Annotated in this window: 12 protein-coding genes; 1 reads left to right on the top strand and 11 read right to left on the bottom strand. The window is 70.9% G+C overall.

The features are described from left to right. Positions 1 to 210 precede the first annotated feature (210 nt). Positions 211 to 1,443, bottom strand: a complete 1,233-nt coding sequence (locus AC07M9_RS15185; protein ID WP_494884735.1) for an RsmB/NOP family class I SAM-dependent RNA methyltransferase — start codon at positions 1,441 to 1,443, stop codon at positions 211 to 213. Between the two features lie 54 nt (positions 1,444 to 1,497). Here AC07M9_RS15185 and AC07M9_RS15180 point away from each other — a divergent pair, with 54 nt between their 5' ends. Then, on the top strand, positions 1,498 to 1,677 hold the full coding sequence (locus tag AC07M9_RS15180; RefSeq protein ID WP_494884733.1) for a DUF1674 domain-containing protein: 180 nt from the start codon (positions 1,498 to 1,500) through the stop codon (positions 1,675 to 1,677). A 172-nt stretch (positions 1,678 to 1,849) separates the two neighbouring features. Here the strand turns inward: AC07M9_RS15180 and AC07M9_RS15175 are convergent, their stop codons facing one another. From AC07M9_RS15175 to serA, 10 genes are all read right to left on the bottom strand, one after another. Continuing rightward, positions 1,850 to 3,289, bottom strand: coding sequence for an efflux transporter outer membrane subunit (locus tag AC07M9_RS15175; protein ID WP_494884731.1), 1,440 nt, complete (start codon positions 3,287 to 3,289; stop codon positions 1,850 to 1,852). Next, entirely contained in the window at positions 3,289 to 4,221 is a 933-nt protein-coding gene (locus tag AC07M9_RS15170; protein WP_494884730.1) for an efflux RND transporter periplasmic adaptor subunit, read from the bottom strand. The genes AC07M9_RS15175 and AC07M9_RS15170 overlap by 1 nt, the downstream gene beginning before the upstream one ends. Then, positions 4,218 to 4,433, bottom strand: a complete 216-nt coding sequence (locus AC07M9_RS15165; protein WP_494884728.1) for a DUF1656 domain-containing protein — start codon at positions 4,431 to 4,433, stop codon at positions 4,218 to 4,220. Before AC07M9_RS15165 ends, AC07M9_RS15170 begins: the two co-directional genes overlap by 4 nt. Beyond that, positions 4,430 to 6,502 carry an FUSC family protein gene (locus AC07M9_RS15160; RefSeq protein ID WP_494884726.1) on the bottom strand — a complete coding sequence of 691 codons (2,073 nt, stop codon included), beginning with the start codon at positions 6,500 to 6,502 and terminating at the stop codon, positions 4,430 to 4,432. Before AC07M9_RS15160 ends, AC07M9_RS15165 begins: the two co-directional genes overlap by 4 nt. Further along, positions 6,499 to 6,951 carry a MarR family transcriptional regulator gene (locus AC07M9_RS15155; RefSeq protein ID WP_494884725.1) on the bottom strand — a complete coding sequence of 151 codons (453 nt, stop codon included), beginning with the start codon at positions 6,949 to 6,951 and terminating at the stop codon, positions 6,499 to 6,501. Before AC07M9_RS15155 ends, AC07M9_RS15160 begins: the two co-directional genes overlap by 4 nt. Positions 6,952 to 7,301: 350 nt before the next feature. Continuing rightward, positions 7,302 to 7,802, bottom strand: coding sequence for a L,D-transpeptidase family protein (locus AC07M9_RS15150; protein WP_494884723.1), 501 nt, complete (start codon positions 7,800 to 7,802; stop codon positions 7,302 to 7,304). Between the two features lie 5 nt (positions 7,803 to 7,807). Next, positions 7,808 to 9,097: an adenylosuccinate synthase gene (locus tag AC07M9_RS15145; protein ID WP_494884721.1), complete on the bottom strand. Its 1,290-nt coding sequence runs from the start codon at positions 9,095 to 9,097 to the stop codon at positions 7,808 to 7,810. Positions 9,098 to 9,278: 181 nt separating this feature from the next. Next, positions 9,279 to 9,422, bottom strand: a complete 144-nt coding sequence (locus AC07M9_RS15140) for a hypothetical protein (protein WP_494884720.1) — start codon at positions 9,420 to 9,422, stop codon at positions 9,279 to 9,281. Positions 9,423 to 9,536: 114 nt separating this feature from the next. Beyond that, positions 9,537 to 10,661, bottom strand: a complete 1,125-nt coding sequence (locus tag AC07M9_RS15135) for an ATP phosphoribosyltransferase regulatory subunit (protein ID WP_494884718.1) — start codon at positions 10,659 to 10,661, stop codon at positions 9,537 to 9,539. A 141-nt stretch (positions 10,662 to 10,802) separates the two neighbouring features. Then, positions 10,803 to 12,386, bottom strand: coding sequence for a phosphoglycerate dehydrogenase (gene serA, locus AC07M9_RS15130; protein WP_494884716.1), 1,584 nt, complete (start codon positions 12,384 to 12,386; stop codon positions 10,803 to 10,805). Between the last annotated feature and the right edge of the window lie 39 nt (positions 12,387 to 12,425).

The following is a 12,425-nucleotide window of genomic DNA, read 5'->3' as shown; positions in this document are numbered from 1 at the left end:
GGGGACCCAGCTGATGACCTTGCGTCACCGGAGGAACCTTGAGATGGGTTCGCGCCTTCGCCCATCTCGCGTTCATCCGTCGTCCCGGACTTGATCCGGGACCGCTGGGTACTCTTCAGGCGCGGCCTCGCCGAAAGCGCGTGCGGCCCGGCCAGCGGTCCCCGGTCAAGCCGGGGACGACGATTGCGCCTACGATAGCTCCAGCACTTCTCAGCCCTTGACCCAACGCGCGACGAAGAACCCGTCGAGCCCGCCGGCCTCGGGCAGCATCCCCGGATCGGTGCGCAGCGTACCGTCCGACGCCGGCGCCAGCCCCTCGGGCAGTTCTGCAGCCTCGATCGGCACCACCGTCAGCCCGGCGGGAACCGGCTGCTCCTCGCCCTCGGCCACTTCCAGCGAGCAGACCGCGTAGACCAGTGTCCCGCCCGGCTTGAGCCATCCGGCCGCGCGCTGAAGCAGCTTGCCCTGAAGCTCGACCATCTCCGCGATCTGGCGCGGACCGATGCGGTGGAGGACGTCGGGATGGCGGCGCGCGGTGCCGGTGGCGGTGCAGGGTGCGTCGAGCAGGATCGCGTCGAACTTCTCCTCCGGCTCCCAGTCCAGTGCGTCGGCGAGGACGATCTCGGCCTCCAGCGCAGTGCGGGCGAGGTTCTCGCGCAGGCGTTCCAGGCGGCGCTTGGCGTTGTCGAGGGCTGTGACCTGCCAGCCCTGCGACGCCAGTTGCATGGTCTTGCCGCCGGGCGCGGCACACAAGTCGAGCACCCGCCTGCCCTCGCCCGCGCCGAGCAGGCGTGCCGGCAGGCTGGCCGCGAGGTCCTGCACCCACCAGCCGCCATCGCGGAAGCCGGGCAGCAGGTCGATCGCCGAGCCACGCGGCAGGCGCAGGTGCCCGGGCATGAGCGAGGTGCCGCCCATGCGTTCTGCCCATTCGGCGGTGGCGGCGGGATCGCGCAGCGCGAGGTCGAGCGGCGGCGGCTCGGTGAGGCCGGCGGCGATCGCCTCGGCTCGCTCGCCCCAGCGGATCATCACGCTATCCGGCAAGGTCGGCACCTCGGGTAGGTTCGCCTCGATCTTCAGCAGTGTCGAGAACACCCCGTGCGCCAGGCGGCGGGGGCCGCCTTCCAGCAGCGGCAGGGCGGTGGCGATCACCGCGTGGGCGGGGGTCTCCAGCCGCAGCACCTGCGCCAGCATCAGGCGCAGCACGGCGCGCGGCTTGGCGTCGTCGGGTAGGCGCTGCTTGGTGGCCGAATCGATGAGTTCGTCGAGGTCCTCCTTCCAGCGCAGCGTTTCACCCGCGATGGCGCGGGCGAGCGCGCGATCGGCGTCGCCCTTGACGCGGGCAAGGGCGCTGCCGCCCGCCTGATCGAGGGTTTCGCCCCTGCGCAGCACGGCATCGACGAGGTTTAGCGCGGCGCGGCGCGCCGGAAGGCCGGGAATGTCCATCGCGGGCCCCTATACCGGATTGCCTTTTTCCGCCAGCGCCGCCACATCCCCCTTATGACCAAGCGCGCCACCGAACGTCCCGAGGCCTTCACCAAGCCCGCCCACTGGACCACCGAACCCGCTCCGCCCCCCACCTCCGGCGCGGAAAAGCCCACGGACGGCGAAGATCCCGACGGCCTCTCGCCCACAAGGTACGGCGACTGGGTGCGCAACGGCGTGGCGGTGGATTTCTGATTTAAGAGCCGGTCAGCCTCCGACAACTTATAGCCAACAAAGCTCGTCGCCCCCGCGCAGGCGGGGGCCCCGCTACTTGCGGCATTGCACGACGCCAAAAGAACAAGCGGGGTCCCCGCCTGCGCGGGGATGACGGTGTTCATGGAGTAGAGCTAGGCGCGCGCAGGTCTCGTCAGCGATCCGAGGACGAGGCGCCCCCGCCCTCCCGCTGCCATCCGCCGCCCAGCGCCAGGAACACCGCGATCTGGTCGTCCACCAGCCCGGCTTCCGCCGCCGCATGGCTGGCTTCGGCCGAGGCGAGGCTGCCCTGCGCGCTCAGGACGTTGAGGAAATCGCTGCGGCCGAAGCGGAACAGCTTGCCCGCCTGCCCGGCCGACGTCGCGGCGTTGTCGCGCGCGCGGCCGAGCGCGGCGGCGCGGTCGCGGTCGCGGGCGTAGGTTTCCATGGCGGTCTCCGCCTGCCGCAGCGCCTCGAGGACGGTCCCGTCAAAGCTCGCGAGATCGGCGCGGACCTGCGCGTCGGCCTGATCGATGCGGGCGCGCACGACAGGCCTATTGGGGAACGACCAGCTCAGCAGCGGGCCGAGGCTGAAGCCGAAACTGTCGCTCTTGGCGAAGTCCTGGAGCTGCCCGGAAAAGCCCACCGACCCGCCCACGCTGACGTTGGGGTAGAGGTCGGCGGCGGCGACGCCGATGCGCGCGGTGTCGGCGGCGATGGCGCGCTCGGCCTGGCGGATGTCGGCGCGGCGGCGGATCAGCGCGGCGCCGTCCTCGACCGGGATGCGGCCGGCAAGGCGCGGCAGCGCGGCGCAGTCGGCCACTTCGCGCGGGTAGTCGGCGGGCGCGCGGCCGAGCAGCGTGGCGAGGAGATAGAGCGCGTTCTGGCGCTGGGCGGTGAAGGCGGGAAGTGAGGCGGCGCTGGTCTCGACGGCGGCGGCGGCGCGGCTGACGTCGAAGGCCGTACCGCGCCCGCCGCGCTGCAGGCGGCGGGTGGCGCCCAGCGTCTGGCGCTGGAGTTCGACCACGCGCTGCGCCACGCCGAGCTGGTAGTTGGCGGCGCAGACCCCGGCATAGGCGCTGGTCACCGATCCGGCGACGCTGACGCGCACCGCGTCGCGCGCGGCCTCGGTCGCCTCGCGGTCGGCCTCGCTCGCCTCGATGGCGCGGCGCAGCTTGCCGCGCAGGTCGAGCGGATAGCTGAGCGCAAGGCCGAGGCTGTCGGTGACGACACCGGGGAGCGGCCGCCCGGTCTGCGACTGACGCGCGAGGTCGACGCCGCCGGACAGCGCGGTCGACAGCGTGCGCCCCGCCGCCGCTTCGGCGACGACGGCCTGGGCGCGCTCGAGGTTGGCCTCGGCAGCGCGCAGGTCGGTGTTGGCGGTCAGCGCCTGCTCGACCAGACCGTCGAGGCGGGGGTCGTCGTAGAGGCTCCACCAGCGGTCGGGCAGCGGCGCCTGCGAGAAAGCAGTGCCCTGCGCCGAGGCGAAGGCCCCTTGCGCGGCCGGCGTGGTGGCCGCCGACTGCTCGGGTGCGTGGTAGTCCGGCCCGGCGGTGGCGCAGGCCGAGAGCGCCAGCGCCAAGGCGGCCGAGGACAGGAAGCGGGGAAGCGTCATCACTCGGCCCCCGTCGCCGCCGGGGCGGGCGTAGCGGTGGCCTTGGGCGCCGGGGCCGGCTTCTCGCCCGGATGCTCGACCGTCACGGTGGCGGTGCGGCCGAGGATCAGCTGCACGTCCCTGGGCACATGCGTCAGCTTCACGCGCACCGGGATGCGCTGGGCGAGGCGCACCCACGAGAAGGTCGCGGCGACGTTGGGGAGCAGGTTGCCCGAATCGCTGCGGCTGTCGTCGTTGATGCCCGCCGCGATGCTTTCGACCCGGCCGTGGAGCGCCTGCCCCTCGCCCATGAGGTGGACGGTGACGGGGGCGCCGACGCGGATCAGCGGCAGCTTGGTTTCCTCGAAATAGCCTTCGACGCGGATCGAATCGTCGTCGACTAGTGCCATCGCCTGGCTGCCCGCCGCCACGAAGTCGCCCGGATGCAGGTCGAGGTTGGTGACGGTGCCGTTGACCGAGGCGTGGACCTGCGTGCGCTGAAGGTTGAGCTTGGCGCCGTCGAGCGAACTCATCGCCTCGGCCAGCGCGGCGCGGGCGGTGGCGACGCGCGCGACGTTCTGCTCGTGCGTCTCGGTGGCGACGAGATCGCCCAATGCGAGGTCGCGCGCGGATTCGCGCTGTGCCTGGCCCAGCGTCGCCCGCGCGCTCGCCACCGAAGCCTCGGCCTGCTCGACCGCCAGCGAGTAACGCGGGCGGTCGATGACGAACAGCAGGTCGCCGGCATGGACGGTCTGGTTGTCGCGCACCGCGACCGAGGTGACGAGGCCGCCGATGTCGGGCGTCACGCGCACCACGTCGGCGCGCACGCGGCCGTCGCGGGTCCACGGGCTGCGCTCGTAGTGGTTCCACATCCAGAACGCGATGAACGCGGCAAGGACGACGATGACGATGGTGGCGGCGCTGCGGCCGATCGGGGCAAGCAGATTCTTCATGGATGGAAACCGATGTGGGGGGCAAGGAGGGACAGCGCGCCGAGCACCATGACGTAGAGGCATAGGTCGACGAGCGCGCGGTAGGCGACGAAGCGGTAGAGGCCGGCGAAGTCGAGCAGCCGCAGCAGCAGCATGGTCAGCACCGCCGCGATCACCGCGAGCAGGAGGATGGTGGGCATGTAGACGCCCCCGATGGCGATCTCGCCGTTCATGTCAGGCCTTCCAGAGCGGCGGCTTCGGGGAACAGGTTGCGGCGCAGCGAGACGAGCGCCAGCGCGGCCTGGCGGCGCACCGAGCGGTCCTCGTCGGCGGCGAAGAGGTGGAGCGCCCGGTCGATGTCGCCCAGCAGTTCGGGATCGGCGGGGGCGCGGACGTCGGGTTCGAGGCGGCGGTAGTAGGCGCCGACTTCGGCCAGCACGCCGGTGAGCGGCGCGCCGCGTTCGGGCGGCAGCTCGAGGCGGAGCTGGCGCAGTTCGGCGATGGCGACGCCGGTGCGCAGATCGCGCAGCACGTCGTAGAGCGGCTCGCCCGGATGCTTGCCGCTCAGCGCCAGGCGCGGCGAGAGGATCGCGATGCGGTCGAGCATCCGGTTGATCCAGCCGCGCACGTCGGGAGGCCCGCGCAGGTTGCTGCGCTCGGCGATGTCGCGCCAGCCGGCGCGCAGGGTGCGTCGGATCGCGCTTTCCAGCCCGGCGGTCTGCAGCAGGCGCGCCATGACGATCGCGAACAGCACGCCGAGCAGCTGCGCCAGCGAGCCGTTGGCGAAACTTGCGAAGTTGTCGCTGTACTTGACCGCGATGATGAAGGGGCTGCCCATGCCCAGCAGCGCGGGCAAGGCGATCCCGGCGAAGCGCGGCGAATGCATCAGCGATCCGAGGACAAGCAGGGGCGGGGCGAGCGTCATGGCAAGTTCCGGGAAGCCGTCCACACGCGGCAGGATCGCGAAGGCATAGAGCATGCCCAGCGCGCTGGCGATCAGCGTACCCCAGAAGAACATCCAAAGCGGCGCCAGCGGGTTGTCCGAGGCCGAGAACAGCGCGAGGAACACGCCCGCGAGCATCACCGCCGTGCCGCCGTCGTTCCAGCCGCTGCCGATCCACAGCGCGCAGCCCAGGATGATGGTGACCGCCGCGCCCGCCGCCCCGCGCGCAGCGCCGGCGACGTCGCGGTGGAGTTCGCGGTTGCGGCGGCCTTCGAGCAGGCGCGGGATACGCGCCGAGACCGGCTTGCGATCGCGGGTGCCGAGCTGCTCGGCGAGGTCGCGGCAGTCGAGGTGGGCGTCGATCAGGCTGGAAAGGCGCGAGCCCAGGCTGAGCCGCAGCAGCGCATCCCAGTTGGCGCCCGGGGTGACTTCGGGCTCCAGCGCCAGGCAGCGGGCCTTGAGGTCCTCGGCCATGCGCACGCGGTCCTCGCGGGTCGCCGCCCCCTCGCCTGCGCTTTCGAAGGTATCGAGCCAGGCGCGGGTGTCGGCCAGCAGCGCTTCGGCCGTTTCGCCGAGTGCGTCGCGCTCGCGCAGGGCGGCGACGCGGTCGGCGACGGCGGCCCCCAGCGGCATGAGCAGGGAGAGCTGGTCCTGCAGCGCGCGCACGGCGCGCACGCGCGGGGCCGGGCGGCTGGTCTCGTAGGGCAGGTGGATCGAGAGGTTGTGCAGTTCGGTGACGTCCTGCGCGAGGCGGCGGCGCTCGGCCTCGACGGCCTCGTCGGGCTCAAGTTCGAGCGAATCGCGGCTCCAGCGCTCGGCATCGCGCAGCATCATAGCCACGCGGCCGAGCAGGAAGGTGGAGACCGAACCGGGAAACACCACGCCGTGGACGAGACTGCCGCACAGGATGCCGATGGTGATCTCCTGCACGCGCAGCGAGGCGTCGGTGAAGATCTCGGCCGGGGTATTCACCGCTGGCAGCACGATCAGCACGGCGGTGTAGCCCGCCAGCACGAAGGCGTAGCCGCGCGGTGTGCGCTCCAGCAGCGAAACGAAGACGCAGAGCGCCAGCCACGACGCGATCGCCAGCGTCAGCAGCTCGGGGCTGTGGGCGAGCGGCGGCACCATGATCACCGCCGCGGTGGCGCCGACGAACGTGCCGATGACGCGGAACAGCGCCTTGGAAATGACCGCTCCGGCCAGCGGCGCGGCGACGATGTAGGAGGTGAGGAACGCCCAGTAGGGCCGCTCCAGCCCGATCGAGAACGAGATGTAGGCCGCCAGCAGCGCGGCTGCGAGCGCCTTGAGCGAGAAGATCGCGGCGGGAATGCCCCAGCGCGCGGCGGCGGGGCCGTTCACGGGCGCCCCCGCATGTCGGCGGCGCGCATCGCGACGGTGTCGAGCAGGCGGACGGCCACGTCAAGGTCGCCGTCGGACACGCCTTCCAGCAGGTCGACCCGCAGTTCGATCAGCCGCTTCTCGGCCTGGCGGGCGAGGGTGCGGCCCTCGGGGGTGAGGTGGAGGCGGTTGGCGCGGCGGTCGTCCGCGTCGGCGCGGCGCTCGACCAGGGCCTCGCGCTCCAGCTGCTGCACGGTGCGCACCAGCGAGGCCTCGGTGATACCGATGGCGCGCGCGAGGTCGCCCTGCCGCGCGCCCTGCCCCAGCCGCTCCAGGTGCACCAGCGCCCAGCCGGCGGAGTTGGAAATCGCCAGCGAGGCGAGAATCCGGTCGGCATGCTGGCGCCACGCGCGCGAGACGGGGCTCAGCTGCGTGGCGAACTGGTGGGCAAGGGCGAGTCGGTCGGTCATGGAAGTGGTTAGTTAGGCTCCTAACTATCTTGGGGCAACCGGGGCAGGCTTGCGATTTACAATCGAGCAATGACGCAAATTGCAATTCGGGCAAGGGGAGGGGGCCATTCCTGCGCGGTTGGAGACGGTTCCGCCTGGGATTACCTCCGTTCGTGTCGAGCGAAGGGAGGGCCGGGATCAGCGGGCATCGCGGGAAAATCCCCTGAAACCCCCGTCGTCCCCGCGAAGGCGGGGACCGCTGGCAAGGACACGCAGCTTTCAGGCGGGGCGCGGCGCTTCGGTGGCCCATGGCGAGTTATCGCCTCCAGGGTACCCAGCGGTCCCCGCCTGCGCGGGGACGACGTTGGATTTCAGGGCAATATCTCGATAGGCGTGCCGTCGGGCACCGCGTCCCACAGCGCCTCGATCTCCGCGTCGGAGACGGCGATGCAGCCGTCGGTCCAGTCGCCGGGCACGCGGCCGGCCGGCCAGGCATTGGGCTGGCCGTGGATCATGATCATCCCGCCCGGCGAGCGTCCCCGCGCGGCGGCATAGGCGCGGTCGGCGGCGCTGGGATAGGAGATGTGGAGCGAGAGGTGATAGGCGCTCTTGGGGTTGCCCCAGTCGATGGCATACCGCCCCTCGGGCGTGCGCTCGTCCCCCTCGAAGCGCTTGGGGCCGACCGGTTCGTCGCCCAGCTGGATATGCGCAATGACGTGGACGAGCCGGCCGCCCGCGTAGAGTTCCATGACCCGCGCCGCCTTGCGCACGCGGATCAGGTCGAGTTCGGGGAGCACCAGCGCGGGCTGCGGCCCCGCCGCGCCCACGCTCAGAAGCAGCAGCAGCGGGGCGAACCTGAGCGCGCCCCGCATCGGCATCAGTCCGCGAAGGGATCGCGCACGAGGATGGTATCCTCGCGCTCGGGGCTGGTCGAGACCAGCGCGACCGGGGTTTCGATCAGTTCCTGCACGCGCTGGATGTACTTGATCGCCTGCGCGGGGAGGTCGGCCCAGGAGCGGGCACCGGCGGTGGTGCCTTCCCAGCCGTCCATTTCCTCGTAGATCGGCTCGACGTTCGCCTGGTCGGCGGCGTGGCTGGGGAAGTAGTCCAGCACCTTGCCATTGAGGCGGTAGCCGGTGCAGATCCTGACCTTCTCGAAGCCGTCGAGCACGTCGAGCTTGGTCAGGGCGATGCCGGTGACGCCCGAGATCGCGCAGGACTGGCGCACCAGCACCGCGTCGAACCAGCCGCAGCGGCGCTTGCGGCCGGTGACGGTGCCGAATTCGTGGCCGCGCTCGCCCAGCTTCTGGCCGGTGGCGTCCTCCAGCTCGGTCGGGAACGGGCCCGAGCCGACGCGGGTGGTGTAGGCCTTGACGATGCCGAGCACGAAGCCGGTCGCCGAGGGGCCGAGGCCCGAGCCGCTGGCGGCGGTGCCCGACACGGTGTTCGAGCTGGTGACGAAAGGATAGGTGCCATGGTCGACGTCGAGCAGCACGCCCTGCGCGCCCTCGAACAGGATGCGCGCGCCGGCCTTCTTGACCTTGTTGAGGCGGCGCCAGACCGGCTCGGCGAACTGGAGGACGTAGGGCGCGATCTCGCGCAGCTGCGCCAGCAGTTCCTCGCGGTCGATCGGCGGCTGGCCGAAGCCGGCGCGCAGCGCGTCGTGGTGGGCGCAGAGACGGTCGAGCTGCGGCTCCATCGCGTCGAGGTGGGCGAGGTCGCACACGCGGATCGCGCGGCGGCCGACCTTGTCCTCGTAGGCCGGGCCGATGCCACGGCCGGTGGTGCCGATCTTGCCGGCGCCGGCAGCCGCTTCGCGCAGTCCGTCGAGTTCGCGGTGGACGGGCAGGATCAGCGGGCAGTTGTCGGCGATCGCGAAGTTCTCGGGGTTGATCGTGACACCCTGCGCGGTCAGCTTCTCGACCTCGGCCTTGAGCGCCCAGGGGTCGAGCACCACGCCGTTGCCGATGATCGACAGCGTGCCGGTGACGATGCCCGAGGGCAGCAGGCTCAGCTTGTAGACCTGCTCGCCGACGACGAGCGTATGGCCGGCGTTGTGGCCGCCCTGGAAGCGTACCACGGCATCCGCCCGGCTGGCGAGCCAGTCGACGATCTTGCCCTTGCCCTCATCGCCCCACTGGGCGCCGATCACGGTTACGTTGGCCAACGTTTCACGCTTTCACTGCTGTTTGAAAATACCGCCGCGCCCTAGGCGAAGCCGCGCGCGAGGGCAAGCGCCGTGGGGCGATATGTGGCGGTTTGGTTACGAGGCGGTCAGGCCGGCCCAGATACGTCGTCCCGGACGTGATCCGGGACGACGGGGTTTCAGTCGGGAGTTTCAGGCGCCCTCAGACCGCTACCGCCTCGCCGCCTTCCAGCCGGTGCGAGCAGCCCAGCGCGATGGGCTTGTCGCGCTCGCTGGGCGCGGCGACGGTGATCCAGCGCTGGCGGGCCGCCACTTCACGATCGCGGCCCAGCGGCAGGACAGGCAACCCCTATCCCCGTTCGTGTCGAGCGAAGTCGAGACACCACGCGCTGCGCTGGCGTGTCTCGACTTCGCTCGACACGAACGGGGGAATGTCGGTGGAACGCGCGAAAGAGCCCGCTTAGACCAGGACCGCCTCGCCGCCTTCCAGTCGGTGCGAGCAGCCGAGCGCGATGGGTTCGTCGGCCTCGCTCAAGGCTGCGACGGTGATCCAGCCGATCGCGCGCTGGCGGGCGGCGACGTCGCGGTCGTGGCCGAGCGGGAGGAACAGGCGGCGTTCCTCGCCCGCGCCGGCGGTCAGCGCCTCGATCAGCGGGTCGGGGTAGAGCGAGAAGCCGGTCGCCGTCTCGGGATCGCGGCCGGCCTGGCCGAGGATCGCATAGGTCCCGCCGCGCCCCATGCTGCCGGGGATGCCGTCGGCGTAGATGGTGAAGCCGAACCACGACTGGTATTCGAAGCCGTGCCGCTCGGACGGGTCGAGCGTCAGGCGCGCCTTGCCGTCGACCCGCGCGGCGATGGCGCGCAGGCCGGCGATGCGGCTGGCGAGCACGCCGCCGACGTCGAAGGCGGCCAGCCGCTCGATCGCGGCGTCGAACGGGCCGACCGCGTAGAGCAGCGGCAGGTAGGCCTCGCCGCCGGCATCGACCAGCCCGCCGGCATCCTTCGAATCGAGCATCCGGCGCACCGCCTCAATGCTCGAGGAGGGCAGCGGCAGCGCGCCTTCGCTCAGGGTATCGACGAGGTCGGGCATGGTGAAGTCCACCGAGACGCCGGTGGCACCCGCCGCGCGCAGCGTCTCGATCGCTAGTTCGACGATCTCGGCGGCGGCGGCGGTCGAATCGGCGCCGATCAGCTCCGCACCGACCTGCAGCCGTTCGCGCGCGGGGTCGAGCCCGTCGCCCTTCACCGTCACCACCTGCCCCGAGTAGGAGAGGCGCAGCGGACGCGGTGCCCGCGCGAGGCCGGTGGCGGCGATCCGTGCGACCTGCGCGGTGATGTCCGAGCGCATCGCCAGCATCCGCAGCGAGACCGGGTCCATGAAGCGGAACATCCGGCGCACCTTCACGCCAGCCATGCGGCTCGCCAGCGCCTTCTCGAATTCGAGCACGGGCGTCTCGACGCGGGCATAGCCATGGCTCGCCAGCACGTCGTGCGCGGCGCGGCGCACCGTCTGGGAAGCCCATGCCTGCTGCGGCAGACGGTCGCCCAAGCCCTCGGGCAGAAGATCGCGGTCGTTTTCTTGCATAGTGCGCGCGCCCTTAGCCGGATGGCGCGGGTTTGGCGAGGGGCGGATTGGCGGCAACCTCCCCATGCCGGGGAGCACCACGAAAAGGGGCCGGCGCTGGCGCACCGACCCCTCTTGCGTTGGGAGCTTTGAAAACTCAGGTCAGAACGACAGCGCTTTGACCGTCTTCACGCCGGGGAGAGCGCGAGCCTGTTCCAGCACTTCACCCGCGACCGGACTGTCGACCGAGAGCAGCAGCACCGCCTCGCCGCCGGCTTCGCGGCGGCCGAGGTTGAAGGTGCCGATGTTGATGCCGTTCTCGCCCATCAGTGTACCGATGCGGCCGATGAAGCCCGGCGCGTCCTCGTTGACGATGTAGAGCATCGAGCCTTCCAGCTCGGCCTCGACCTTGATGCCGAACATCTCCACGAGGCGCGGCTCGACGTTGTTGAACAGCGTGCCGGCGACCGAACGCTCGCCCGCCTCGGTCTTGACCGAGACGCGGACCAGGGTGTGGTAGTCACCCTCGCGCTCGGTCTTGACTTCGCGCACTTCGAGGCCGCGGTCCTTGGCCAGGAACGGGGCGTTGACCATGTTCACCGTAGCCGACTGGACGCGCATGAAACCGGCGAGCACGGCGGCAGTGATCGGCTTCTGGTTCAGTTCGGCGGCAGCGCCCTCGACGTGGATCGAGATGCGCGGCACCGAGTCGATGGTCAGCTGGCCGACCATCGAGCCGAGCACTTCGGCCAGCTTCATGTAAGGCTTGAGCTTGGGGGCTTCCTCGGCGCTCAGCGAAGGCATGTTGAGCGCGTTGGTGACGCCGCCGTTGACCAGGAAGTCGGCCATCTGCTCGGCGACCTGCAGCGCGACGTTGACCTGCGCCTCGGTGGTCGATGCGCCCAGGTGCGGCGTGCAGATGAAGCCCGGCGTGCCGAACAGCGGCGAGTCCTTGGCCGGCTCGGTCTGGAACACGTCGAGCGCGGCGCCGGCGATGTGGCCGGAGTCGAGACCGGCCTTCAGCGCCGCCTCGTCGATCAGCCCGCCGCGCGCACAGTTGACGATGCGCACGCCCTTCTTGGTCTTGGCCAGGTTCTCGGCCGAGAGGATGTTGCGGGTCTGGTCGGTCAGCGGCGTGTGCAGCGTGATGAAGTCGGCGCGGGCAAGCAGCGTGTCGAGGTCGGCCTTCTCGACGCCCATTTCCACCGCGCGCTCAGGGGTGAGGAACGGGTCGAAGGCGACGACCTTCATGCGCAGGCCGAGCGCGCGGCTGGCGACGATCGAGCCGATGTTGCCGGCGCCGATGAGGCCGAGGGTCTTGCCGGTGACCTCGACGCCCATGAAGCCGTTCTTCGGCCACAGGCCCGCCTGGGTCTGGGCGTTGGCTTCGGGCAGCTGGCGCGCCAGCGCGAAGATGAGCGCGATGGCGTGCTCGGCGGTGGTGATCGAGTTGCCGAACGGCGTGTTCATCACGACGACGCCCTGCGCCGACGAGGCCGGGATATCGACGTTGTCGACGCCGATGCCAGCGCGGCCGATAACCTTGAGGCGTGGCGCGGCGGCGAGGATTTCCTTGGTCACCTTGGTCGACGAGCGGATGGCGAGGCCATCGTATTCGCCGATGCGGGCGATGAGCTGTTCCGGCGTCTCGCCGGTGATGACGTCTACGTCGCAGCCCATCTCGGCGAAGATACGGGCGGCGTTGGGGTCCATCTTGTCGGAAATGAGGACTTTGGGCTTGGTCATGGGATTGTTCCTTAGTGCCGGCCTCGAAGGGGCCACGGC

The organism is Novosphingobium sp. GW821-FHT09E05 (assembly GCF_059416165.1).
Note: the sequence above shows the minus strand (reverse complement) of the source record. Positions and strands in the feature narration are given on the sequence as shown.